Raw genomic sequence first — 24,993 nt, forward strand, 5'->3', positions numbered from 1 at the left:
GGAGTAGAAATATGGTGGAAACAGCTACAATCACTGAAGTTGAAATACCAACCAAAACCGAAAAACAGAAATCATTTAAAGAAAAAGTTTCATATGCGAAAACAATCGATATTCTTTCGGTTTGCGAATCATTAGGAATCGGATTAGAAAAATCAGGTAGAACAATTCGAGGAGTAGAGCATAATAGTTTAGTTATGTACCCGAAAATGAATCGTTTTAAATGGTTTAGTCAAGATATCAGTGGCGATGCTATTACTTTTGTTCAATTATTTGCAGATAAGACGTTTAAGGAAGCTGTTGAGTTTTTAAATACAACAGATTTAATTGAAACAACAATAAAGTATGAAGAAAAAAAGAAACCAAAATTTTACTATTATGTGCAAGATAAGAATGACTTTTCACTCGCAAAAGATTATTTAGTGGATGTACGTGGGATAAATGAAAAATTAATTGCTCGTTTATATGATGAGGGTTTTATACGGCAGTCAACCTACATGCCATTCTATCCGGAAAGTAAAGAAGAAGCGCCTTGTATTACGGCTAAATGGGAGAGGCATGGAAAACTAGTAGGTGGAACAATTCAAGGTCTTACGTATGATGAAGAAAAATTTGGAAAGCGCGGCCGTGACAAACGAATTATGGGAAATAGTGAGTCAAACTATGGATGGAATTATACGATAGGAACTCCAGATAAAATAGTTGTAGGTGAATCATTTATTGATTTGTTGAGTTATTGGACATTACATCCGACTCTTGATAACTGTATGTTTGTTGATTTGGAAGGACTGAAAGAAAGGTCTTTAGTGGAATTTTTAAAGGATCTAGTTGTTGAGAAAAAAGGAAATATCGATAAAGGGGTAATACTTGCAGTTGATAATGATGCAGCTGGTCAAAAGTTTGTAGATAAACTATCAAGTAAATACCAATTTACTACTAGAGAAAATTACCAACTTGCACAGCCTTATAATAATGCTGTTTCAAAGGAACATATGATGATCTATCAAAGGATAGGGACTGAATATAATGTTGATCCTATAGCCATTGCTACTGTTCATAAAGCATTTACGAATGGAAGTAACACAAATGAATTAGCAAATCCATGGAAAAATGAGCAGTTTTTTGGGAAGGTTTTAGGTCCTAAAGAAAAACCAGAACCAATTAATGTAATTGAAAAAAGTAAAGAAGCTGCGCAGGCGTTAGCAAAAGTTAAATCTGAATCGAATACGTATGATTTTACAAAATTAGTTGTAAGTCGTAATGACACAAAAGAAACCAGATAAATGGTGGAAAAACTTGAACGGATTCAGTTGATGTACAAAACACAAGGGATAGAAGTAAAAGAAGAAGTTTTGAAAGATTGGAATGATGTTTTAAAGGCTGCTAGAAGCTCGCAGGAGCGTATATCAGTAAAAGAGGGGGATTTATATAAACCTCATAATGAAATGCAACAGAACGTGAAAATCGAGGAGGTTAATGTTGTGCCAACCATAACTAAAGAGAAAAATGGAGAGCCATCGACTAATAAGCCGATGGTTCTTTTTCATGGTTCAGAAAAATCATTTGATGAGTTTCAACTTCAAAGTGTTCATACTTCAGATGCAACATCAATGGGCTATGGATTGTACTTTACAGATAATAAAGAAAGAGCAGAAATGTATGCAAATGAAGGATATTTGTATGAAGTAAGCGGAGATTTACTAACAAGCAGAGCTGTATATGACGAAAGAGTAACTTTGACAATTGATGAAGTAGAGTTGCTGATAAATCATATAGCAGAATCTCAGCTTCAAGGTGAGGAACAATATCCTTTTATTATTGCTGATGAAGCAGAACTATCAAGTGAAGTAATGATGGATGAGGGAAACAAACAAATTTCACATCAATTAGCAGAAGAGGTAGTAAATAGTAGTTCGGATGACTTATCAATTATTAATGACCTAAATAATAGACTTGGTGGTGATTTCGGTAGTAATGAGTATCTTAACGAAGCTTTAGAGCAGTTAAATATTAAGTATGGTATCAAAGATTTTGTGCTTGATGATAATACTCATACAAAAGAATACGTTGTATTTGATCCGAAAAATATTACTATCTTGTCTAAAAGTGAATTGAATCAAGAAATTCAAAAAGAAGATAAATCATTTGAACAACAAGTTGATCCTTTTGATGTAGCCAATATGGAAGAACCTCCAAATATTGAAGACTTATCTGTATTCAATGAAACGTTTGAACAAAATGAAGCAACTGAGATTAAAGATAAAGGGGTCATTGAAACTCAAGTGAATGATTTAAAAGTACCATTAATTGAACGATTGGTTTCAGACTTGAATCAATTTGAAGAACAAATGATTCAGTTAGATCCAAAAGAAATTTTTAAACAAAGTGAAATTATTTCAGGAAAGGGGAAATTGGTTGAAAAGCTATCACAAATGAATATGGATGATCCAAAGGTTCAAACCTTTGTGAAGACATTAGAAGCTAGTAAAGAACCTTTAAATGATGCTTTTGAAAGTATTAAAGAAGACACATCATTGTTAACGAATCAAAAAGATTTTGAAGCACAGTTTCCAGATAAATTTCTTGAGTTCATGGATCAAAAACATTCTAAAGAACAAGTGATTTATACTCTTCCAGTTGAAGTAGAAAAAACAGTCGAATTAGTTTTAGAAGGAATTAGTCAGGAATTGGATGCTATAGAGAATGGAACATTTACTCCAGTTCAAGAAATGAGAGTGTCGCTTCAAGTTGATTATCTTAAAGAGCAATTAATTGCAAATGAACTAGTTGAGGTACAAGAAAACAAACTTGTGGTTAGTGAGCGTGGGGATCAACTAAAAGAAGGTTCAAAGATTAGAGAATTAGTCGATGCTTATACTAACGTTACACCACAATCAATGGTAGAGCTTACTGAAAGCATAGTCAATATTCATAAAAAAGAGGAAGAAAAATCTGTATTTACTCTTTCTGAAGATTTAGAAAATAAAATAGATTTGGTGTTAGAAGGTTTGACAAAAGAAATTACCGAATTAGAAAAAGGAGCGTTGTCGCCTTCTGATAATATGCGATTAACGATTCAAATGGATTATTTGAATCAGCAGTTGATAGATAATCAATTGATTGAAGACAAGGATGGGAAAAAGATACCTGGTAAGATAGCGGGGCAACTTCCGGAAGATTCTAAATTTGCCGCAATGATTCAAGTGATGACCAATGATTCAATTCAAACAGCATATGACAGTGCAGAAAAGTTGTCAGAAGTTCACAAAACGTATATGCCAACTGCAGGCAAAGTAGAACTGAATTTAACACGATTGAATGAATTTAAAAAATGGGCAAATGAATATGATGGTGTTGGTAAAGAATATGTTCCAATTGATGAAATAAACGAATTAAAATTAACACCGGAAAACTTAATAGTACTAGAAAGTGCAGACACTTGGTTTCATTCTTTAGGAGATTATCTTGTAACTCATAAGGACTTTAATTTTGGTCAATCAGTTGCCTTTCAAAATGCTCAAGTTTTTATTGAAAATCTTGTCCATGAAGATAGAGATCAGTTAGTCATGAAAGATAAACTGGAAGCTTTGAAACATGTTTCTTTGGATGTAGGTGAAGGAAAGCTAGTACCCGAAGCAACAAAAGCAATGTACCAACATACGAGTACTTTTATGGGAGTTAAACAAAATCAAAGTGAAAAAGGAAAATCAGCTAATGAATCTACATTCGATGCAACTAAAATGGAACCGATGTTGGTGATGGCGATACCTGGTACAGAGCCCAAAACATTTGAAACATTTGCTGAGTTTAATGAATTTGCACAAGAAGTGAATGCAAATGCACTAAAACAAAATCAATTAAACATGCAAAAAGAAAATCTTCAAAATGAGTTAGTAGCATTGAACGATTGGGCCAAACAATATGATGGACTAGATAAAGAGTACATCCCTTATCATGAACTGGCTGCCTTGAACGTGAAGCAAAATGAGGCTGGAGTTTATATGATACAAGACATTGTAAATGGAGCTTATATTAGAGAGTATGCTAATGTTCAGGCTTATCTTCAAAGTTTTGATGGTAATGCCTGGAGTGAAACAATTTCTTATCAAAGCGCAACTACGTATTTTGACAATCGTGATAATCAAGATCGTTTGTATTATGAAGTCATGAGTCAGAATTTATTGGCGAAAAAAGAATCACACTTATCTACCCCTATTGAAACAAAAGAGCAAGAAATTTCAGCAGCAGCTTGGAAGAATATTTACGTTGAAGATTTTGAAACTTGGTCCGCTTCAGCAAATAAAAAAATGATTTATTTCCAAGATCCGACACGAGTAGGGAATCCGATATACTTTGATCGACAAGAACAAGCGGAGAATTTTGTTCAGACTATTGTCAATCAGAATGAAGAAGTGACAAGTGAAAGAGAACAAAAAGAAAATGAGGCACAAAGTAAAAAAGGGTTTTTTCGTAGAGGAAAAAAAGAAACTTCAATTGAAACAAAAAGCGAAGCAGTTATTACAGATCACTCAAGTAAAAATAAGTCAGTTAACCAAAACCATGAACCGAAAGGGTCAAAAATAACAGATAAAGTTCTGTTTGAACCTGGAACAAAAGAGGAGAATAAAAAAGAAAGAGCAGCTACTTTGTCACCTAGTTTTAAAGAAAATGCAACTACAAAAGATTTAGTGGAATATGCAAGAGAAGGAGTTAAAGATTTTTTAGAATCAGATAAGTATAAACAATATTTAAAAACAATGAGTCAATTTCATAATTATTCTTGGAGCAATACAATATTAATTTTGCAACAAATGCCAAATGCAAAAGCAGTGGCTGGTTTTCAAACTTGGAAAAAAGTTTTTGAACGTCATGTTGTAAAAGGACAAAAAGGAATCAAGATTCTTGCTCCAATGAACATCAAGCAAGAACAAACTAAAACAAAAGAAATTAATGGTAAAAAGGAAACTGTAACGGAAGAAGTTACCGTTAGACGTTTTAAGACTATGACTGTTTTTGATGTTTCCCAAACAGATGGAGCACCGATGCCAACCTTAACAAAAGAGTTAAGTGGACCGGTTAATGATTATAGTAAATTGTTTGAAGCAATAGCTAGCACTACCTCTTATAAAATTGAATTTGAGGAGATTCAAAGTGGTGCAAAAGGGTATTGTGATTTCGGAAACAAACGGATTGCTTTAAACAAAGGGATGAGTGAAGCTCAGACAATAAAAACACTTATCCATGAAATTACCCACAGTCATTTGCATGAGCCAAAATTAAGGGAAGATAAAGATAGACGAACGATGGAAGTTGAAGCTGAGAGTGTCGCTTTTGTAGTTTGTTCTAGATTTGGGTTAGATACTTCAGACTACTCATTCGGTTATCTTGCTTCATGGAGTAGTGGAAAAGAAGTGAAAGAACTTACTCAAAGTTTTGCTACAATTCAAAAACAAGCTGATAAGGTAATTACTGGAATTAATGAAAGTTTAGAAGAGCTTTCAAAAGAAAAACAAGTAGAACAAGGAGTCGGAGTGAAGCTCGGAATTGCACGTGGCCGCTCTGATAATCACAATGAAAATGTAAAAAAGTCCCAAGCCCAGGAACGTCAGCAGGGCAAGAAAAATCCACAGAAGGAGAGATAAATAATGACTTATTCAACCAATTCGAATCCCTTGAATTTTGAGGAAAATATGGAAGCAGTTATAGGACTAAGTAAGGGGACATATCTAGGCATGGAACCTTTACCAACAAAACAGGAATTACTAGATGAGTTGAAAGAAGAGATGGCTACTTTAGATTCAAGAGAAGCCAATGAACAAAGAAAAATGATCCTAAAAATTGAAAAAATGACGGATGAAGAGTTCTTAATCTACTACGATAAAATCCCTCCATTGGAGTTAGTCAATGATGAAATCATACACGTAAAAAAATCGAAAATAAGAACAAAGTAAGAAAAAAAAATAGAACAGAAAAGCTAGAGGAAAGGGAGATTGGGGGGAACCCCCAAAGTTTATATAGGCAGACAAGATTTTCTTGTCTGCCTATATAATTTAGTAAGTGGCTAGCCACTTGCAATGCTTGCGCCAAAACCGCCCTTGAAATGAGCGTTCTCCGTTCCTGTATATTATGTCAATAAAAAATTTCGTTATGTTTACTAAAGGAGCTGAGATAGTAATGGTTGAAAGAGAACGAGACGTACAAAAAAATATTAGATTATCCAAAAATGAGTACTTACAAATTCAACGTAAAATGGAGTTGGCCAATACTACAAACTTTTCATCTTACAGTAGACGGATGCTAACAGAGGGTCTTGTCATTCATAAAGACTTTTCAGATTTAAAAGAACTGATAAAACAGCTTTCTATGATTGGAAACAATATCAATCAGATTGCAAAAAAATTAAATGGAACTGGAAGCTTTACTCGTGACGATATGAATATGATGAACCAAAATTATATTCGTTTGACCAAAGAAATTAATCGAGGTTTGTTAAAAATTATTTACGAAGACCGGAGAGGGATTTAGATGGCAGTTACTAAAATTCTTCAAATTAAAAGAAGCCATAAAGAAGCTTTAGAGTATATCATGGATTTCGATAAAACCAATAAAGAAAAATCAGAACAACAACAAGCAATTGATTACATCACGAATGATTTAAAAACAAGTGAAGGTGAATTAGTATCTGGCTATAATTGTGATCCATCATTCAGTGTTGCTGAGTTTGCAATGACACAAGAATTAGCTCGTGAGGTTAAAGGGAATTATAGGAATGTTGGTGGTGCAGATATACGAGCACATCATGTTATCCAAAGTTTTTCTCCTGAAGATAATATTACTCCAGAAGAAGCTCATGAAATTGGGAAAAAATTAATGCAAGAAATGTTAGGTGGTAAGCACGAATTCGTGATTGCAACCCATATAGATAAGGAGCACATCCATAATCATATTGTATTTAATGCTACATCATTTTATTCCCATACAAAGTTTCGCTGCGTACCTTATAAAACAGCTTCACAAATTCGGTCAATAAGTGACAAGCTATGTGCAGAACATGGGCTTTCTGTTCTTCCAGAAAAACTCCCATTAAAAAATAATTATCAGCAGTATCAGAAGTACAGAACTCAAACAACATATCGAGTTCAAATACGTAAACGTATGAGTTTTTTATTAGAACGTGAAACAAATTTGGAATCATTAGTCTCTCATGCTCAAGAGTTAGGAGTAACGATGGACTTAACTGGCAAACATGTTACTTATAACTTTGAAGACCAAAAGAGAAATACACGTGATGAAAAACTTTCTGATGATGGTCGTTTTACAAAAGATGGACTAAAAGAAAGACTAAAACAAAATGAAATGTTAATTAGTCGAACTGAAAATTCCATTTTAGAAACATTTGAAAAGAGTCTTTCAATTGAAGATTTTGAAAGGATATTAAAAAATGAATTCTCAATTAGCTATAAGCGTAATCGTAAAGGTGAAGTTCAGTTTGAATTTCTAGATACAGAAAACTTGAAGCTTAATGAACGAGTTCTTAATCAAGGATTGACCATTGATAAAATAACCGAACAATTAAGAAAAGGTATGCCCTTAGTTAGGGAAGAACTAACAATTCCACTTAAAGAGGTATATGAAGAACAGGCTCAAACGGCAGTCAGTGAAATTGATTCTCCTGTATTATTAGATGATTCTATGATTGAAAAAATTACAAAAGAAGGATTATTAATTCGTGCTGACAATGGAACAGGTCAGACGGGTCATATTTTTATTGATGCGAACCATGTTGATTTTTTACCAAAAGAAAAAAAATATCAAATTCATTTGGGGGATCAATTTAATTATTATTTTATGGAGAATGGGAAGCAGACGAACTTTTTCTTAAAAGGTGAAATGTTACTTAGACAATTAGAAACAAAATTAGAAATACCTCGGCATACGATTGAAATTTCTGCAAAAAATATTCAATCAATAAGTGAAAAAGGAGTCAGTCTTAATTTTGAGAGTCATGGGATTTCTCGTTTCTTTTTACCGAAAGAGTTTGTTCATTACAATAAAATGTCAAAGAAAGTTTCTATTGAATTATCAAATAATTGGAACTATTACTATCAAAAAGAACAAAGCAATAACAGCAAGAAAAAAATACCATATGAACCTATTAAGGGTAAAGACTTAATAAAAGTAATTGAAGACCAATCCCCAATGTTAGATGACCATTTAAAATATAAACTCAATAATTTAGATAGAAGATTGTCAATTAAACATACAAAAGAGTTGGCTGAAAATCTCTCTCTTTTGAGAAAAAATAAAGTTAAGGATATACCAGGTCTAATGAAAACGATTGATGAATTAATGAGTCAAGTTGATTCCACTAGAGTTAGTATAAAAAGTTTGGAAGAGAAGATTGGGGAGTACAATACGGTAGCCAAATTCTTAATTACCTATCAAAAATACTACGATACGTATGTTTCTGTTGAGCAATCAGGATTTCAGAAAAATAGTTTATCAATGAAATTTAAAGATGAACTTAAGGCATTTGAAGTTTCCAAAAATGAATTAGAAAAACGAGGAATTAGTCCTAATGTGGACTCAAATAAAGTTATTGAATTAGTTAAAGAAAACCATACTCAGGAAAAAGTATTACAAGAACAGCTAACTAGTCAAGAAACTAATTTAACGAGGTATTTACAAGTGAAAGAACTCCTTGTTGAATTGAACAAAGTTCCTCAAAAGGAACAAGAAAAGAAAAAACAACATGCAAAGAGAGAAGACCTCGAACGATAATCATTATTTTTAATCAGATCAATTATAGAAAGGAGCTAATTCTAAATGTTAGAGTTGAAAATTTTAAAAATTCTATTTTCTATAGTAATACTTTTTATTAGAATGGTGCTCTTTTTATTGCTCTTATTTGTAAAAAGTTGTTGGTGGATCTTAACTATTATTCCAAAAAAATTATGGAAGGCAAAACGTGAAAAAAATAAAAACGATATGTAGGTATTATAGTCATTAAGTTGGATGAACGAACAGTATTTTCCCATTTTTTTTAACTAAAGACAAGGAAAAAGGCGGAGATTTCTCTCCGCCAACCCTATTGCTGTCGTTAGGCAAGCCACACAACAACCTCTATATTTTAACACAAAGGAGGTTATTGTGTGCAACTTTTTGATATTCGTGACTATGAACTGCCTTCATATGATGAAATTGATTGGAAACAAACGAAACACAATGTCGGAATATTCATTGCTGCTTACAAAACAGCAAGGGAACGTGTTGGTCAACCGATATTGCCAAAACTCACATCTGAGTATACATTGGTTAATTTTGAATCAGATTCAAGCAGTAAAATTGAAACAAATACTAGTCTTGAAATTTATCAGTCTGAGTATGAGCGACTCCACAAATATTTTGTAGTTGGGTATTCTTCTATCATACACCCTTACCGCCCCGAGATAACTGAAAGAAGAAGGAAAATTTTTATGTTGCGTTATTTTTATGGATTAACTGTTTCAAATGTGAGCGAAAGAATACATTATCAAAAAAATATTGTTGTAGATGATTCTAAAAAAACAATGCTCCAGTTTAGTTGCGGATTGAGCTTGTTAGTGTTGAAAAAATAAACGTTTAGCAATCGCTTAAGTACTATTATATCAGCCTTTTTCCACCCTTATTTTCGTTAAGATGAATATATCAAGTACTTGAAATACTCGAACACAGCTGTGGGAAAGATTAGCCCATGTTGAAAAAAAATAGTCAACTTAACGAACAAGAAGCAACTCAAAATGAATTAGCAAATACAAACTCTTTAACTTTTTTGGATCTATTTTCCGGAGTGGGAGGATTTCGTTTAGGAATGGAAAAAGCCGGACATCGATGTTTAGGTTTTTGCGAAATTGATTCCTATGCAAGAAAGAGTTACAAGTCAATTCATACTACGAAAAACGAGGTGGAAATGCATGATATTACAACAATCACAGATGACTTTATTCGAGGAATCGGACGTGTCGACGTTCTCTGCGGAGGATTTCCGTGCCAAGCTTTCAGCCTTGCGGGAAAAAGACGAGGTTTTTCAGATACTAGAGGAACTCTCTTTTTTGAGATTGCACGGTTCGCATCTATTCTCAGACCTCGCATTTTATTCCTTGAAAACGTCAAAGGACTACTCAATCACGAAGGAGGGGCTACGTTTGAAACAATCCTCAGAACGCTGGATGAGCTTGGGTATGATGTGGAATTCTCGTGTATTAACAGTAAAGGATACGTCCCCCAAAATCGAGAGCGGATTTATATTATCGGACATCTTAGAGGAGAATGTTCCGCAAACATTTTTCCTCTCACAACAGAAGGTCAATCAACTGATAGTAAATCAGGAAAAATAAGTTTAGCTGGAACGACTCATGTTGAAAACAATGTCAGTCTGCATACACGAGAACGAACTTTTTATACGGATGGTGTAATGAGTTGTTTGACTGCAACAGACTATAAATCACCTAAACAAATTGTTGTAGGGAACGTCAATCCTTCAAAAAGAGGGATGAATGGATCAGTTTATAATAGTAATGGATTATCTCCTACGTTGACAACTAATAATGGTGAAGGAAATAAAATAGTACTCCCTGTACTGACTCCAGATAGACTAAAAAATAGACAAAATGGTAGAAGATTTAAATCAAATGAAGAAGATATGTTTACTGTAACAGCTCAAGACCGACATGGAATTATGGTCATGGGAAATTTAGAAAGTAATTTTCGTCAAGGCTCTAGTGTGCTAGATATTGATGGAATATCAACAACATTGACTACAATGAGTGGTGGCGGGCAAGAACCAAAAATCGCCATTAAAGAATCAACGAAGAAAGGATATGCTGAAGCTACAGTTGGGGATAGCATTAATCTTTCATTCCCAGACTCAGAGTTTAGAAGAGGGCGTGTTGGTAAAGATATTGCCAACACGCTACTAACGAACGACCAACAAGGAATTTTAACTGAAGACTTTCAAATACGGAAACTAACGCCTATGGAATGTTGGCGACTCCAGGCATTTCCTGATTGGGCATTTTTAGCCGCAAAATTCGGTAGTAAAGAAATAGCTTTCGACATACTAAATCGACAATTAAATCATTATGATTGTGAATATGAGCCTACAATGTCAAATTCTCAGCTGTATAAACAGGCAGGTAACAGCGTGACGACTTTAGTCATTTATGAGATAGCCAAATACTTTAAATAAAATGAAAAAGAGGGGATGTAAATTGTGCTTTATACCATTTAAAGAAATGAAACCTTTTAGAAACCTTTGTAAATCAACGTTTTAACCATGTGTAAACCGACTTCTCAGTATACTAGGTTCATAAGATCTTAAATAAATAGAACTTGTGTGGCCGCACTTTATTGGGAGAAATTAAATGGAAATCAATACGATTTTTAATGAAGATTGTTTAAAAGGAATGGAACGACTGCCAAATGAAAGTATCGATGCAATTATTTGTGATTTACCTTATGGAACAACAGCATGTTCATGGGACACAATACTACCGTTTGATGAATTGTGGGAGCAGTATAGACGTTTGATTAAGAAGGATGGAGCAATTGTCCTATTTGGTGCAGAACCTTTCTCTACAGCACTTAGAGCTAGTAATTTAAAGGAATATAAATATGATTGGTATTGGGTGAAAAATACCGCTACTGGATTTGCTTTTGCTAAAAAACAACCCATGCGGTCAGTAGAAACAATCTCAGTTTTTAGTAAAGGAACACCACGTTATTATCCGCAAGGGCTTGTTCCAATTAGAAACCCACAAGTTAAAACAAGACGTAATCCAGATAAAAGTGATATTTATCATTCAGAGAGCTTGGCTATGAAGGGATATATTCAAGAATTTAGTGGATATCCAAATAATGTGTTGAAATTTAACAAGGAATCAAAACACTGTTTTCACCCTACTCAAAAGCCAGTTGAACTGCTAGAGTATTTGATAAGAAGCTATACAAATAAAAATGACCTTGTTCTAGATAACTGCATGGGAAGTGGAACGACAGCCATTGCAGCGATTAACACAGAACGAAGATATATAGGTTTTGAAATGAATGAAAGTTATTACAAAAATTCGTTAAAACGAATTGAACAAAACACAACGCAATTAAGTTTATTTAACGAATAATAGTCCGTTTGTGTACAATTACACTTTAATTATGTTATAATAAAAGTGTAATTGTACACGAAAGGGGCAATATCATGAAAAAAAGTGTCTATCAATTATTGGATCAATATAATGGTAATTTATCTTGGAACCAAATTAACGATGCTGGTATTGCACGAAATACGATTTATCGTATGCTTAAGTCGGGTGAACTTGAACAAGTTTATAGAGGACTTTTTATTGGGAGTAGTGATTTTGAAGATACAAATTTTCTCCTTCAGCAACGATTTGAAAAAGGGATTTTATCTCATGAATCTGCATTAGCTTTGCACGATTTAAGTAATGTATTACCAGAAAAAGTTCACTTTTCATTTCCTCAAGGGTATCATTTAAATAAAAAAGTGTTAGAGGAGATTCCCATTGATGCTCATTATGTGAAGGCAGAGTATCACTTATTAGGAATGATTTATGTGAAAAGTGTGTTAGGGAATGAATTAAGAATGTATAATAAAGAACGTACCCTTTGTGATGTTTGGAATCCGTGGTCGAGAACGTTAAGTGAATATAAAATCGAAGCTGTAAAAAATTATATGCAAATGAAAGATAGAGACATTCCAAAATTACTGAAGTACATGAACTATCTACCTGTGGATAAGGAATTAGATTCCTATATTCAGGCACTGGTTTAAATGGAAGGATGAACAAAATGAATCCAGTTCAACTTAAAGCACTAGTTAGAAATGTAGCAAAAGAAAAGAATATTCCGGCACAATTAGTTTTAAAACATTTTATGATGGATCGATTATTGGAAGCTATTGCTGAATCTGAATACAAAACGAATTTTGTTCTAAAAGGTGGGTTTTTAGTAGGCTCTAGATACGGAATTGAAAATCGAACGACACAGGATATTGATACAACGATTCAACAAATAGCAGTGTCGGAAGAGAAATTAAGAGAAGTATTTAATACTATTTTTTCGGAACCAACAGTAGATGGGATTAAATTTGAATTGAAATCTATTCGGGGTATTCGAGAAGGATTCCAATATGATGGGTTTGAAGTGAAGCTAAAAGCGCAATATGAACGGATTCAAGAATCATTAAAAATTGATGTTACGGTTGGAGACTCGATTTTTCCTCCAGTACACAATCACACACATCCTATATTATTTGGAGACAGAGAAATTAACATTGCTGCTTATCCAACAGAACAGATCCTATCTGAGAAACTAAGTGCATTTTATGCGCTTGGTTCAATAAATACTAGGTCAAAAGATTTGTACGATATCTATACAATAACTAAGATGGAGCAATTGAATGATAAAACTCTTGAAAAAAGTATTCGAAAAACATTTGACCAACGAGGGTTAACAAATGCATTCAACGATTATTATAGTCAAGACTTTCCATTGATTAAGAATAGTGATAGTGTTAAAAGAAGATGGACTGAATATACTCAAACAAATTCATTCGCTAATGGGATCTCATTTGAAGAAGTAATTTATACTATTGAAAATTTAACAGTGACTATTATTCGTGAGGAAAACAAGAACAAAAGTTGAGAGTTATTACGTTTAGGCAACACAATAAATGAAAGGAGTGGATATTTATGGCAGGAATTAGACTATTAATCATGGTGACATCTTTATTATTCACCTTAATTTTCTTAGCGTGCTCTATAGCTTTTCATTTAATCGTGTTGGTAGTAAAAACAATTTTCTTATTAGTTGCGTTAGTTTTTAGAAAGATTTATCGATATAAGCAATTAGCAGTCTAGAAATAACCATATAAAAAGGGACAAGAAATTATTTATATTTCTTGTCCCTTTTTGCATAAGAAAAACTTGGTGACCAGGTGAATTAGAAAATAAAAAACGATTCTTTCACACTATTGTGAGTTAGAATCGTTTATTTTAATTTCTTTCCTTTTTCTTGAAGAATTCTTTTGTAGAATCAATTGTTGATTTAAAGTTGATGACATCATTTTTACTTAGAACTTTAAATTGGCCTTTATTGATTAAGAGAGGGAGATTCCCATCTTCTATATGTCTATTTACGGTTATTCTGGCTACTCCTAAGATTTCAATTGCTTCTTTAATATTTATTAGGTCTTCTTTTAAAAACGCTTCTATGGCGATTATTTTATCATCTGTGGAGAGTGAGTCATTTTCTAAAATATCATGAATTTGTAGCAAGTTAAACGCCTCCTTTTCATTATTATACAACAATAAAACAAAAGTGTAAATAATATGTACAAAAGTATAACATGTATTTACAAAGTATAACAAATATGTTATACTTTGTTTATAGTTAGTAAGATGAATAACTATAAACATTGGAAGGAGTGGGAAAGTATGCTAGGAATCAAATTAATATTTATGATGTTGTCGTTATTAGGTACATTACTTTTCTTTACCATTGCCAGTTCCTTTCATTTGATTATGTTGTTTTTTAAATCTATACGTTTGCGTGCCACTATTAAAGTGCGCCATAATAAAATTACTAGTAACAATAAAAATGGGTAGTCATCAACGTATAAGTTCTTGACTACTTTTTTAGTTGTTGATTTTATCGAATACATTGTCCGTGATTCCATTATAAGAGCCGAGTCACATCGTATACCCTTAAACTCTATATGATGTATTTTCAAACTAGCATAAGTCGAAGAATTTCAGCTACTTCACGGTAACTTAAAGAAAACCGGCAATATAAGCCTACGGCTTCAATAATAATGACTTTATCAAAATGTTTTCCTTTAAAAACATTTTTCATGAAAAATCCCTCCACTACTTTTGGTCCATTATACTTTAGTTTCATTGATTTTTAAACTTTTCAACTGAACCCATATAGATATACCCAAGAAAATCAAAAGGGTCATTTTCTAATGTTAGAATGACGATGTTCAGAAGTTCAGGAAAGTAGGCCGTTTCAGTTTTGTCGTTTTTGGATATGATTTTTAAATAAGTGTCTTCACATATTACATAGTTTGGTTGTTGTTTAGTTCTAGGTAATAATAACTCCTTAAAAAGTATCTCGAACAAATTGTCTTAATTATTGACTCTGATGCAACCATTAAGATTACTAGAAAAACATAAAATTTTCAAATGAACTAAATATATAGAATTCATATTTCATATAAAAGACAAGTTTTTAAATAAAAAAATAAATTAAGGAGGGAATTTTCTTTTTTTATTTTTTTTTGGAAAATGTTTCCTTTTTTATTTTTTATGTAGTATACTGATTTTGAAAACGCATACAAAATGTTGTTGTTAGTTCCATTAGATGAGTGAATGAAGAATTCTGTTTTGTAAGCGGGTTCGAAATCTGATAATTATAATGAGGAGGATTAAAGATAGTAAGACATTAGGAGATAATCTAGATTAATATGAGGAGGATATATTAGAAAATGAATGAAAAAAAGAAGAAAAAATTCACAAGCATTGAGAACCCTTTTTCTGGATATCTATTTATTGCACCACAGGTAATATTGATGGCTGTATTTATAATCTATCCAGTTTTTAATGGATTTAAGATGAGCTTTTATGAAGTGTATGGTATGGATTCTTATTTTGTTGGTTTTGATAATTTTATTAATTTGTTTAGTGATCCTATTTTCATGAAGTCAGTAGTAAATACTATTTTTTTTGTTGCTGCAATTGTAATTCTTACTATTGTGTTCGCCTTATTTGTAGCAACTACAGTTTATGATAAAAATTCAAAATACGTGTCGTTTATTCGAGGGAGTTATTACTTACCAGTAATGGTTTCAATGGTTGTTATGAGTATTATTTGGAATTTTTTACTAAATCCATCAAATGGCTTAATAAGTTACATGTTGGGCAATATGGGGGTTAAAGATGTTAACCTTTTAGGGAATCCCAATACAGTTATGTCTGTTATTATTTTTGTTACATTTATCGGGAATGTGGGTCAAGCCATCATTTTATATTTAGCTACAATGATTGGTTTACCAGAGGATTATTTTGAAGCCGCACAGTTAGATGGTGCAACAAGATGGCAACGAATTCGCCATATTTTAATTCCATTAATGAAGCCAACGACAGCTTATTTAACAGTTATCAATATCATTGCTGTGTTGAAGATTTTTGTTGTTATTCAGCTATTAACAGGCGGTGGGCCAAATAATGGATCAGTCACAATGATGTATTATTTATACCAAAATGCTTTTGTTTATAATAATACTGGAGTTGCTTCAGCTATTGGTGTATTGATGTTTATTATTGCTTTATTATTAAGCATGCCACAATTGAAATCATTCTTAAAAACAAAATAATTAGGAGGATATAGATGTTAAAGAAATTAAAACGAATGGAAAGATTTGATTTAATTACCAATATAATTGTGTTTGTAATTGCTCTTTTATTTTTACTCCCATTATTTTGGTTGTTAACGAATACTTTTAAAACATCCGCAGAAATTTATAAAATGCCACCAGATATTTTACCTAAAAACTGGTTCATGGGAAATCTAAAAGAATTGTTTTCAGGACAACCCGCAGTTCAATGGATTACCAATAGTTTTATCGTATCATTCTTTGTTGGTTTGTTTAGTGTAATTATATCTGCTTTAGCCGCCTATGGATTTGCAAAACTTCATTTCAAAGGGCGTACAGTCTTATTTTTACTTGTCATTGTTTCTATCATGGTGCCAAAAGAAACCTTTATTGTTCCTTTATTTGATGTCGTTGTCAAATTAAATTGGATTGATACCTATCAATCTATGATCGTACCTAATTTAGCTACTGGATTTGGAACCTTCATGTTATATTCTTATTTTAAAGCAATTCCAGAGTCAATTCGTGAATCTGCTAAAATTGATGGTGCTCATGAGTGGACTGTTTTCTATAAATTGATGCTACCTATTGTTAAACCAGGGTTAGGTGCATTATTTATTTTGAACTTTGTAATGGCTTGGAATGATTATTTATGGCAGTTATTGATGGCTCGTAGTAAAGAAATGAAGACGTTGACTATTGGTGTTGCTAGTTTGCAACAAGATGTAAATCCTAATATCGGATTGCGCGTTGCGGGTGCAGCAATTGCAGCCTTACCAATGATTATCATTTTTTTCTTATTCCAACGTTTTTTCGTTAAAGGAGCAACAGCCGGATCAGTAAAAGAATAATAGGAGGGAATCGATTCATGAAAAAAAAATTAATTGTTTTCTTAGCAACGGCATGTATAGCTCTTCTTGGTTTGGCAGGTTGTTCATCCAACAATGAGCAAGCGCAAAATGAAATTGAAGTGTGGTTAACCCCGCAATGGAAGGGTACCTTTGATGCTGATGAAAAAGGAGCGGACTACGATAGCTTTCTTAAAACAGCTGCGAAATTGTATGAAAAAGAGCATCCAGGGACAAAAATTAGTGTCCAAGTTGTTCCCGGAGATGAGCGAGATAGTAAGCTGAGTGTGGCAACACAAACCAACACTTTGCCTGATATTTTCTTTGATTCAACCTTTGTTTTATCGACATTTGCACATCAAGGTTTATTGGAACCCTTTGACTCTGTCATTGATGAAACCAATCGTGCAGATATTTCTACGGCAATATGGGATAATGTAAGTATTAATAACAAGACCTATTTTTATCCATTTGCTCAAAATCCTGGACTTTTAGTTTATAATGCAGAAATGTTTAAAGAAGCTGGGTTAGAGGAATATATGGCTGGAAAAAATGACATTGTTGATTGGTCTGTTAATGATTTCAAAAAAATATTAACAGCATTGAAAGAAAGTAATGATAAAGTAGCTCCACTAGGGTTTTATGCAAAAAATAATCAAGGTGATACATGGAATATGATGTATTTGCGTATGTTTGGCAGTCCTTTTTTTGAACAAAAAGGCAACTTAAATGTTAACCAAAAAGCAGGAGTCGAAGCTCTTGATTTTTTAAAAGAGTTAAACGATGAAAAATTATTGACCACAGGTGCGGAGTCACTTTCAAGTAGTGATGTGAACGCTATGTTTCAAAATAAACAAGTGGGCATTAGTTTTGCTAACGCAGTTTTGTATGAGGGTATGTTAGAAAATATGAAAAATGGTTCGCTAGATGAGTTTGATATCCGCTTAGCAAATATTCCTAGCCAAGACCAACCATTATCATTTACCTACGTACTAGGTTCAGGTGTTTTTAATACCAATGGTGATGAACGAATGAATTTAGCTCAAGATTTTGTTAAATTTTATTCTGAAAATGAAGAATTAATTCAAGCGAGTATGAATTTCTTACCAGTTAGGACTAGTATTGTTGAAGCAGAGAAGGAGAATTTACCTTTATTAGAAACCTATATGAATAATGATAAATATGTGGTGAATTTTTCAAACAATACACCAGGTTATGCTGAAATTAGAAATGCTTTGTATCCAGAAATTCAAGCAGCACTCACAAATGAAAAAACGACTAAAGATGCATTAGATTCTTTTGTTGAAGCAGGAAATAAAGCGATTGATAAAGGTTTAAGGCGTTCTAAAGCCTTGAACGATTAAGCACACATAAAACAGCTTAAATTAAGTGGTTCAAATAGGAGGAAGCCCCAAATGATTTATGATAAGATTGAAAATTTAGAGAGCTACAAAGGAATGTATCCTAATTTAGCCAAAGCACTTGCTTATTTGTCAAATAATGATTTATCCAAATTGAAATTAGGTAAGAATGAGATATTAAGAGAACAAATTTATTTGATGGTACAAAAAAATAAATTGAAGTCCGATAAACCCAAAGAATTTGAGTACCACAGGCGCTATGCAGATATTCATATTGTGATTGAGGGGGAAGAGCAAGTTACCTACGGAACAGGAGAAGAAGTAGCAACGAAGCCTTATGACGAAGGAAATGATTTTGGTTTAGTAAATTGTAGTGAAACCTACACATTTTCTTTATCTGTAGGTAATTTCCTTTTATTTTTACCAGAAGAAGCGCATCAAGCAGGGAAAAGTACGTTAACAAGTAGTGAGGTTAAAAAATATGTAGTCAAAGTCCTTATTTAATGGTAGTCTAGTTAGTTAAAAAGGTAGGGTGAAAAGAATGGATTTACCATTAAAAATACAGATAAGTTACAATCAATTAACAAAATCGGAGAAGAAAATCGCTGATTATATTTTGATTAACAAAGAAAAGGTTATCTATATGTCTATTACTGAATTAGCCAATGATTGTGAAGTTGGCGAAACAAGTGTGTATCGTTTTTGCCGAACGTTAGAATTTGGTGGTTACCAAGAGTTTAAAATGCAATTATCGTTGTATTTAGCTTCCAATGAAAATGGGCACAAGGTACAAACAAGCTCAGAGGATACCGGATTTGAAAAAAGACGTATGCAAAGGCAGATTGAAGCTATTGAAGAATCCTATCATTTATTGGACAAAGACTCAATTATGAAGATTGTTAAGCTGATTGAGGAAGCTGATTCTGTGTATTTTTTTGGTGTTGGTGATAGCTTACAGACAGCCCATGATATTTGGAACCAATTTATCCGAATAACCCCGAAAGTGCGGATTATAGAAGATGCCCACATGCAGGCAATGGCGACATCAATGTTGACAGAGCGTAGCTTAATCTTTTTAGTTTCTTATTCTGGGGCAACGAAAGATATTGTGAATATTGCTAAAATTGCTAAAAATAATCAGGTTAAAATTGCAGGAATTACGCGTTATAAAAAATCACCTTTGACAGCTTACACTGATGAGGTTCTATTGTGTGGTGGGAAGGAATCTCCCTTAGAAGGAGGCGATTTGACCGTTAAGATGAGTCAGCTTTATTTGTTGGACTTGCTCTATCACACTTATTATCAAAGGAATAGAAAACAAAGTCTAGAAAACCAACATAAGAGTTCACAGGCAGTTGTGGATAAATTGTTATAAGCAAACTGAGGTGAGAAGAATTGATAGATAACGGAAACTCGATATTTAGTACGGATAGCAAATTAACAAAATCCTTTACTGGAGTCTATAATTTATTTATTTTAAATATCTTATTTTTAATAGGCTGTTTGCCAATAGTCACTATTGGTATTGCTCAAAGCAGTTTATATGCCAGTATGTTAGAAATTAAAAGCGGGTCGAGTAAAGCTCCATCTAAAATTTTCTTTCAAGCATTACAAAAAAATTGGAAAAAAGGTTTATTTATTGGTCTGATTGAGTTGACTGCTGCTGTTGTTTTGTACGCAGATTTGATTATTATTGAAACTGGGGAAGGGCAAATTTTCTTATTATTTAAAGCTTTATGCTACGGTGGAGGGCTGGTGTTGTTGATAATTTTTCTATATCTAATCCCCATGAGTATCAAGTTTGATCAATCGATTAAGGTGCTATTTAAAAAAAGCTTTTTAATGGCTTGCCTCAACCTCCCAGGGTCATTTTTTTTAGCAGGAATTGTACTTGTAATGAGTCAATTATTTCAAGCAACTATTGTGATGATGATGGCCATGGTTTCTGTTTTTCTAGTACTTGGTTTTTCAGTTTTTACGTGTGTACAGCTCCTAATTGTCGAACGTTTTTTAAAAAAATATGAATAAAAGGAAATCATAGGATTTGGAGGAAGTCATTTGAATAAGAACGTCGCGAATTTAAAAGGGAAGTTAATTGTTTCATGTCAAGCATTACCAGAGGAACCACTACACTCGTCATTTATTATGGGGAAAATGGCTGTAGCAGCTAAAGAAGGTGGTGCATCAGGAATTCGTGGAAATAGCAAAGAAGACATTGCTGAAATTAAAAAATGTGTAGATTTACCAGTTATAGGCATTGTAAAACGAGATTATCCAGATTCCAAAGTATATATTACAACAACAATGAAAGAGGTCGATGAGTTGGTCTCCGTTAAATCTGATATTATCGCTCTAGATGCTACAATAGATAACCGCCCAGATAATCAAAATTTAACGGACTTCTTTAAAGAAATAAAGAGGAAATACCCAAAGCAGCTCTGGATGGCAGATTGTTCCACAGTTGAAGAAGCCGTTTTGGCAGATAAGCTAGGGTTTGATTTTATCGGAACAACTTTAGTGGGCTATACAGACCAAAGTAGAGACTTAAAAATTGAAGCGAATGATTTTGACATTATACGGACTATTTTAGCTCAAGTAAAACATCCTGTAATTGCAGAAGGAAATATAGACACACCAAAAAAAGCTAGACGAGTATTAGATTTAGGTTGCTTTAGTGTGGTAGTGGGTTCAATTATTACTCGCCCTCAACTTATTACTGAACGATTTGTAACAGAAATAAAAAAATAAACAATACAGAGGAGAAACAAAAATAATGAAAAATTTAACGAAATATGAAGGAATTATTCCAGCTTTTTATGCATGCTACGATGACAAGGGAGAAATTAGTCCAGAGCGTGTCCAAAAATTAACCCACTACTTTATTGAAAAAAAGGTTAAGGGACTATATGTGAATGGCTCTTCTGGCGAATGTATTTACCAAAGTGTAGAAGATCGTAAAGTTGTGCTAGAAAATGTCATGAAGGTAGCTAAAGGTAAATTAACTATTATTGCTCACGTTGCCTGTAACAGTACAAAAGATAGTATAGAGTTAGCAAAACATGCAGAAAGTTTAGGGGTAGACAGCATTGCAGCGATTCCGCCAATTTATTTCCGCTTGCCAGAATACTCAATTGCTCATTATTGGAATTCAATCAGTGAAGCAGCACCTAATACAGACTTTATTATTTATAACATTCCACAATTAGCAGGAGTATCATTAACGCCCAGCCTTTACACTGAAATGATGAAAAATCCTAAAGTAATTGGCGTTAAAAATTCGTCAATGCCTGTTCAAGATATCCAAACATTCTGTTCTCTTGGTGGGGAAAATTATATCGTTTTCAATGGCCCAGATGAACAATTCTTAGGGGGACGTTTAATGGGAGCACAAGGTGGTATTGGAGGCACTTATGGTGTTATGCCGGAATTGTTCCTACAATTAAATACTTTTATCAAAGATAAAAAATTAAAAGAAGCAAAACAATTACAATATGCAATTAATGATATCATTGGTTTAATGGTGTCAGGACATGGGAATATGTACGCTGTCGTTAAAGAAATTTTACGAATGAATGAAGCGCTAGATATCGGTTCTGTTCGCTCCCCATTAGCAGAAATTATTGAAAGTGATCAAATAACTATTAAAAAAGCCGCTGAGTTGATTCAAGCAACGAAAAACAAATTTGTTGTTAAAGTTGAGATGAAAAAATGAAAAAATATGCAGTAATAGATATTGGTGGTACGATGATTAAATATGGATTAGTTGATCATCAAGGGAAATTGCTGAAAAAAAATGAAATGGATACTGCTGCAGAGCTTGGAGGTCCAGGAATTTTGCAAAAAGTAGTGGCGATTATTGACAGTTTTCAAGAAGAGCAGAATCTTTCAGGAATTTGTTTGTCATCTGCTGGGATGGTTGACCCAGATAAAGGCAAGATTTTTTACTCGGGTCCAGCTATTCCAAATTATGCAGGGACACAATTTAAACAAATAATAGAAGAAAAATACAATTTGCCATGTGAAATTGAAAATGACGTGAATTGCGCCGGATTAGCCGAGGTACTCTCAGGAAATGCCAAAGGAAGTAAAGTGACACTATGTCTAACAATTGGAACTGGTATAGGTGGCTGTATGTTAACGAAAACAGATGTCTTTCATGGCTACAATAATAGTGCTTGTGAGATTGGGTATTTAAAAATGGGGGATTCTACTTTTCAAGATTTAGCGTCGACAACAGCCCTCGTGAGGGCTGTGTCAGAGGCTCACGGGGATTATCACAGCGACTGGAATGGTCATCGTATTTTTAAAGAAGCCAAGGAAGGCAATGAAAAATGCATCACAGCAATTGACCGGATGGTGGACTATTTAGGACAAGGAATTGCTACAATCTGTTATGTGATTAACCCTGAAACGGTTGTTCTAGGCGGTGGGATTATGGGACAAAAAGCTTATTTAAAAGATAAAATAGAAGCAAAGGTAGCCGATTATTTGTTAGCAAGTTTAGTCGCTAACACCAAGATTGTTTTTGCCCATCATGAAAATGAAGCCGGTATGCTAGGGGCTTATTATCATTTTAGAAATAAACAGGAAAAGAGTGTTATCAATGATTGAAAAGGTTCCGTTGCAAAGTTTTGTAAAAACAAAAATGAAAGAATATCTTTAATTTTCGACCATTTTCTATGCGACTCCCAACATAGTTTCAATTTCAGCCCATACGGAAACGTCGAAGAGTGAAATCGTTCTTCGACTTTCTTTGTATAACGCGTTGACGACTTCAATACCTTTAATGTAAGCAGAGGCCGTCTGTATTTTTTGAAACCCAGCTACTTCGGAAACTGCTTTTTCACTTGTCGGTGATCTTGTTCAATGATATTATTGAGGTATTTCACTTTGCGATACTCGGTTTTCTTAGTAATTTCTTCTTGCGAAGCTTCTTAATTGCACAAATAATGGCTGGGTTTTTATCGCTAACCAGCGCTCTAGTTTCCCCATATTGTTTAATCAGATTTGTAAGAAAAGCCATGGCGGACTTGTGATTTCTCTTTTTTATTAAACAGAAATCTAACGTATTTCCTTGAGAATCAACCGTCCGATATAGGTAATGTTCGACGCCTTTAATTTTTACGTAGGTTTCATCCATGCGCCATGAATACGTCCGTCGCTTTTGTTTCTTTTTCCAAATCCCATATAGAATTTTACTGTATTCATGCACCCAAGGCATAATGGTTGTAGGGTTTAGGGAAATCCAGCGGTGTCGAAGAATTTCAGCCACTTCACGGTAACTCAAAGAAAACCGGCAATATAAGCCTACGGCTTCAATAATAATGACTTTATCAAATTGTTTTCCTTTAAAAGCGTTTTTCATGAAGAATCCCTCTACCACTTTTGGTCCATTATACTTTAATTTCATTGATTTTTAAACTTTGCAATGGAACCTCAAATACTGTGTTTTGAAATATATAGTACAATCTTAAATAAGAGAAGCTAGATTTTTCTAGTTGATCTTATTTATTTTATGATTTGCAAGATAGGCAAAAACATTTGTTTATGCCGTTTTCAAAATTAGCCTTAAAAAGGCTGTTTTTTTACTTAAAACTGTACCAAAACTTGTGGCAAAATCAAATTGTAATTAACTACTGTTTTTGGCAAAAAGTATAAAATAGAATGAAATTAGCTAAATTGACTCAAATATACATGGTTTACCCGTTGTTTTTCTGAAATTGTGTATCTTTCAAGTACACAGTAAGTGGGTAATCATTTTAAGACTTAACTTTGAATGATAACAATTTCATTTTCATTTATGGGTTCTTCAAACCCTGAATAAAATCGTTTAAGGATATCCTCAGTAATTGGAAAAGCTGAATTAGCAGTTTGAGTTTGATTTCGAATTTCCAAGCGTTTTTTAAGTATGGCGTAATCGGCTTTGAGGTAAACTACTTGAATTTCTACTTCATAATCTTCTAGTAATTTACGATAACTATCTCGATGGCTCTTTGACCAAAAACTGGAATCTACGATAACATTTTTTCCTTTCTGCACATACTTAATAGTTAGTTCTTTCATCTTCGTGGATGATAAGGCCGACACTTTTTCATATTCTTCAGATTTGTAATCGACACCATATACGCCATAATCTTCCCAGATAAGTTCATCTATAGATAGCCTTATGTATCCATCCTTTTCTTTTTCTTTTGAAAAAGTTGTCTTTCCTGCGCCGCTAACTCCACACATTAAAATGACTTTATTCATAAATTTTCTTCCTTTCTATATTATGAAATAGTATATCAATAGAGGAAAAGGAATTCAAATTTTAATTTTAAAATACAATGTTTAAAAAAAGATGATTGTTTTCCAAAGA

At 33.3% G+C, this 24,993-nt stretch carries 22 protein-coding genes and 2 pseudogenes; 20 read left to right on the forward strand and 4 right to left on the reverse strand.

The genetic code is table 11. The features are described 5' to 3' along the window. Positions 1-11: 11 nt before the first annotated feature. The 11 genes from MHI00_RS16985 (at position 12) to MHI00_RS17035 (ending at position 13,910) form a co-directional block, all read left to right on the forward strand. Positions 12-1,280 (forward strand): toprim domain-containing protein, encoded by a 1,269-nt coding sequence (locus MHI00_RS16985; protein ID WP_278752151.1) that lies wholly within the window; start codon positions 12-14, stop codon positions 1,278-1,280. Next, positions 1,281-5,639 (forward strand): ArdC-like ssDNA-binding domain-containing protein, encoded by a 4,359-nt coding sequence (locus MHI00_RS16990; protein WP_341115455.1) that lies wholly within the window; start codon positions 1,281-1,283, stop codon positions 5,637-5,639. Between the two features lie 3 nt (positions 5,640-5,642). After that, on the forward strand, positions 5,643-5,948 hold the full coding sequence (locus MHI00_RS16995) for a hypothetical protein (protein WP_278752269.1): 306 nt from the start codon (positions 5,643-5,645) through the stop codon (positions 5,946-5,948). 223 nt (positions 5,949-6,171) lie between these two features. Beyond that, complete coding sequence (locus MHI00_RS17000; RefSeq protein ID WP_278752268.1) at positions 6,172-6,522, forward strand: plasmid mobilization protein; 351 nt, start codon at positions 6,172-6,174, stop codon at positions 6,520-6,522. Continuing rightward, positions 6,523-8,778 (forward strand): relaxase/mobilization nuclease domain-containing protein, encoded by a 2,256-nt coding sequence (locus MHI00_RS17005; protein ID WP_278752265.1) that lies wholly within the window; start codon positions 6,523-6,525, stop codon positions 8,776-8,778. A gap of 371 nt (positions 8,779-9,149) precedes the next feature. Continuing rightward, positions 9,150-9,614 carry a transcriptional regulator, ArpU family protein gene (locus MHI00_RS17010; protein ID WP_135057775.1) on the forward strand — a complete coding sequence of 155 codons (465 nt, stop codon included), beginning with the start codon at positions 9,150-9,152 and terminating at the stop codon, positions 9,612-9,614. A 233-nt stretch (positions 9,615-9,847) separates the two neighbouring features. Next, entirely contained in the window at positions 9,848-11,224 is a 1,377-nt protein-coding gene (gene dcm, locus MHI00_RS17015; RefSeq protein WP_441293629.1) for a DNA (cytosine-5-)-methyltransferase, read from the forward strand. 175 nt (positions 11,225-11,399) lie between these two features. Then, positions 11,400-12,155: a DNA-methyltransferase gene (locus MHI00_RS17020; protein WP_119907104.1), complete on the forward strand. Its 756-nt coding sequence runs from the start codon at positions 11,400-11,402 to the stop codon at positions 12,153-12,155. A 74-nt stretch (positions 12,156-12,229) separates the two neighbouring features. Further along, positions 12,230-12,823: a type IV toxin-antitoxin system AbiEi family antitoxin domain-containing protein gene (locus tag MHI00_RS17025; RefSeq protein WP_119907105.1), complete on the forward strand. Its 594-nt coding sequence runs from the start codon at positions 12,230-12,232 to the stop codon at positions 12,821-12,823. Positions 12,824-12,840: 17 nt separating this feature from the next. Further along, positions 12,841-13,695 carry a nucleotidyl transferase AbiEii/AbiGii toxin family protein gene (locus MHI00_RS17030; protein WP_162922031.1) on the forward strand — a complete coding sequence of 285 codons (855 nt, stop codon included), beginning with the start codon at positions 12,841-12,843 and terminating at the stop codon, positions 13,693-13,695. Between the two features lie 47 nt (positions 13,696-13,742). Further along, a complete protein-coding gene (locus MHI00_RS17035) occupies positions 13,743-13,910 on the forward strand; it encodes a hypothetical protein (RefSeq protein WP_162922032.1) in 168 nt (55 codons plus the stop codon). A gap of 135 nt (positions 13,911-14,045) precedes the next feature. Here MHI00_RS17035 and MHI00_RS17040 read toward each other — a convergent pair whose 3' ends face one another. Further along, a complete protein-coding gene (locus MHI00_RS17040; RefSeq protein WP_056998946.1) occupies positions 14,046-14,327 on the reverse strand; it encodes a hypothetical protein in 282 nt (93 codons plus the stop codon). Between the two features lie 466 nt (positions 14,328-14,793). Further along, positions 14,794-14,904: pseudogene (locus MHI00_RS17045) on the reverse strand (IS6 family transposase); the annotation flags it as partial. A 634-nt stretch (positions 14,905-15,538) separates the two neighbouring features. Here MHI00_RS17045 and MHI00_RS17050 point away from each other — a divergent pair. Genes MHI00_RS17050 through MHI00_RS17090 form a run of 9 tightly spaced genes read left to right on the forward strand, consistent with a single transcriptional unit; the run spans position 15,539 to position 23,246 of the window. Continuing rightward, a complete protein-coding gene (locus MHI00_RS17050; protein ID WP_056998948.1) occupies positions 15,539-16,426 on the forward strand; it encodes a carbohydrate ABC transporter permease in 888 nt (295 codons plus the stop codon). Positions 16,427-16,440: 14 nt separating this feature from the next. Continuing rightward, positions 16,441-17,277, forward strand: coding sequence for a carbohydrate ABC transporter permease (locus MHI00_RS17055; RefSeq protein ID WP_056998949.1), 837 nt, complete (start codon positions 16,441-16,443; stop codon positions 17,275-17,277). A 17-nt stretch (positions 17,278-17,294) separates the two neighbouring features. Next, positions 17,295-18,638 carry an ABC transporter substrate-binding protein gene (locus MHI00_RS17060; protein ID WP_056998950.1) on the forward strand — a complete coding sequence of 448 codons (1,344 nt, stop codon included), beginning with the start codon at positions 17,295-17,297 and terminating at the stop codon, positions 18,636-18,638. Positions 18,639-18,689: 51 nt separating this feature from the next. Next, positions 18,690-19,139 carry a YhcH/YjgK/YiaL family protein gene (locus tag MHI00_RS17065; RefSeq protein ID WP_056998951.1) on the forward strand — a complete coding sequence of 150 codons (450 nt, stop codon included), beginning with the start codon at positions 18,690-18,692 and terminating at the stop codon, positions 19,137-19,139. A 37-nt stretch (positions 19,140-19,176) separates the two neighbouring features. Beyond that, positions 19,177-20,010: a MurR/RpiR family transcriptional regulator gene (locus MHI00_RS17070; RefSeq protein WP_176455248.1), complete on the forward strand. Its 834-nt coding sequence runs from the start codon at positions 19,177-19,179 to the stop codon at positions 20,008-20,010. A gap of 20 nt (positions 20,011-20,030) precedes the next feature. Further along, entirely contained in the window at positions 20,031-20,663 is a 633-nt protein-coding gene (locus MHI00_RS17075; protein ID WP_056998953.1) for a YesL family protein, read from the forward strand. Positions 20,664-20,693: 30 nt separating this feature from the next. Next, entirely contained in the window at positions 20,694-21,383 is a 690-nt protein-coding gene (locus MHI00_RS17080) for an N-acetylmannosamine-6-phosphate 2-epimerase (RefSeq protein WP_056998954.1), read from the forward strand. 25 nt (positions 21,384-21,408) lie between these two features. Continuing rightward, entirely contained in the window at positions 21,409-22,347 is a 939-nt protein-coding gene (locus MHI00_RS17085) for a dihydrodipicolinate synthase family protein (RefSeq protein WP_056998955.1), read from the forward strand. Next, the gene (locus tag MHI00_RS17090; RefSeq protein WP_176455250.1) at positions 22,344-23,246 is read left to right on the forward strand and encodes an ROK family protein; all 903 of its coding nucleotides are present in this window, start codon (positions 22,344-22,346) and stop codon (positions 23,244-23,246) included. The genes MHI00_RS17085 and MHI00_RS17090 overlap by 4 nt, the downstream gene beginning before the upstream one ends. 66 nt (positions 23,247-23,312) lie before the next feature. Here MHI00_RS17090 and MHI00_RS17095 read toward each other — a convergent pair. Continuing rightward, positions 23,313-24,000: pseudogene (locus tag MHI00_RS17095) on the reverse strand (IS6 family transposase). Between the two features lie 401 nt (positions 24,001-24,401). After that, positions 24,402-24,884 (reverse strand): AAA family ATPase, encoded by a 483-nt coding sequence (locus tag MHI00_RS17100; RefSeq protein WP_034558298.1) that lies wholly within the window; start codon positions 24,882-24,884, stop codon positions 24,402-24,404. Between the last annotated feature and the right edge of the window lie 109 nt (positions 24,885-24,993).

The sequence above is a fragment of the Carnobacterium sp. FSL E2-0243 genome (assembly GCF_038003605.1).
Taxonomy (GTDB): Bacteria; Bacillota; Bacilli; order Lactobacillales; family Carnobacteriaceae; genus Carnobacterium; species Carnobacterium maltaromaticum.

Excerpts from the sequence above, each read along its gene's own strand:
- MHI00_RS16985 (WP_278752151.1), top strand. The coding sequence starts at position 12 with ATGGTGGAAACAGCTACAATCACTGAAGTTGAAATACCAACCAAAACC.
- MHI00_RS16990 (WP_341115455.1), top strand. The coding sequence starts at position 1,281 with ATGGTGGAAAAACTTGAACGGATTCAGTTGATGTACAAAACACAAGGG.
- MHI00_RS16995 (WP_278752269.1), top strand. The coding sequence starts at position 5,643 with ATGACTTATTCAACCAATTCGAATCCCTTGAATTTTGAGGAAAATATG.
- MHI00_RS17000 (WP_278752268.1), top strand. The coding sequence starts at position 6,172 with ATGGTTGAAAGAGAACGAGACGTACAAAAAAATATTAGATTATCCAAA.
- MHI00_RS17005 (WP_278752265.1), top strand. The coding sequence starts at position 6,523 with ATGGCAGTTACTAAAATTCTTCAAATTAAAAGAAGCCATAAAGAAGCT.
- dcm (WP_441293629.1), top strand. The coding sequence starts at position 9,848 with ATGGAAAAAGCCGGACATCGATGTTTAGGTTTTTGCGAAATTGATTCC.
- MHI00_RS17020 (WP_119907104.1), top strand. The coding sequence starts at position 11,400 with ATGGAAATCAATACGATTTTTAATGAAGATTGTTTAAAAGGAATGGAA.
- MHI00_RS17025 (WP_119907105.1), top strand. The coding sequence starts at position 12,230 with ATGAAAAAAAGTGTCTATCAATTATTGGATCAATATAATGGTAATTTA.
- MHI00_RS17030 (WP_162922031.1), top strand. The coding sequence starts at position 12,841 with ATGAATCCAGTTCAACTTAAAGCACTAGTTAGAAATGTAGCAAAAGAA.
- MHI00_RS17035 (WP_162922032.1), top strand. The coding sequence starts at position 13,743 with ATGGCAGGAATTAGACTATTAATCATGGTGACATCTTTATTATTCACC.
- MHI00_RS17050 (WP_056998948.1), top strand. The coding sequence starts at position 15,539 with ATGAATGAAAAAAAGAAGAAAAAATTCACAAGCATTGAGAACCCTTTT.
- MHI00_RS17055 (WP_056998949.1), top strand. The coding sequence starts at position 16,441 with ATGTTAAAGAAATTAAAACGAATGGAAAGATTTGATTTAATTACCAAT.
- MHI00_RS17060 (WP_056998950.1), top strand. The coding sequence starts at position 17,295 with ATGAAAAAAAAATTAATTGTTTTCTTAGCAACGGCATGTATAGCTCTT.
- MHI00_RS17065 (WP_056998951.1), top strand. The coding sequence starts at position 18,690 with ATGATTTATGATAAGATTGAAAATTTAGAGAGCTACAAAGGAATGTAT.
- MHI00_RS17070 (WP_176455248.1), top strand. The coding sequence starts at position 19,177 with ATGGATTTACCATTAAAAATACAGATAAGTTACAATCAATTAACAAAA.
- MHI00_RS17085 (WP_056998955.1), top strand. The coding sequence starts at position 21,409 with ATGAAAAATTTAACGAAATATGAAGGAATTATTCCAGCTTTTTATGCA.
- MHI00_RS17090 (WP_176455250.1), top strand. The coding sequence starts at position 22,344 with ATGAAAAAATATGCAGTAATAGATATTGGTGGTACGATGATTAAATAT.
- MHI00_RS17100 (WP_034558298.1), bottom strand. The coding sequence starts at position 24,884 with ATGAATAAAGTCATTTTAATGTGTGGAGTTAGCGGCGCAGGAAAGACA.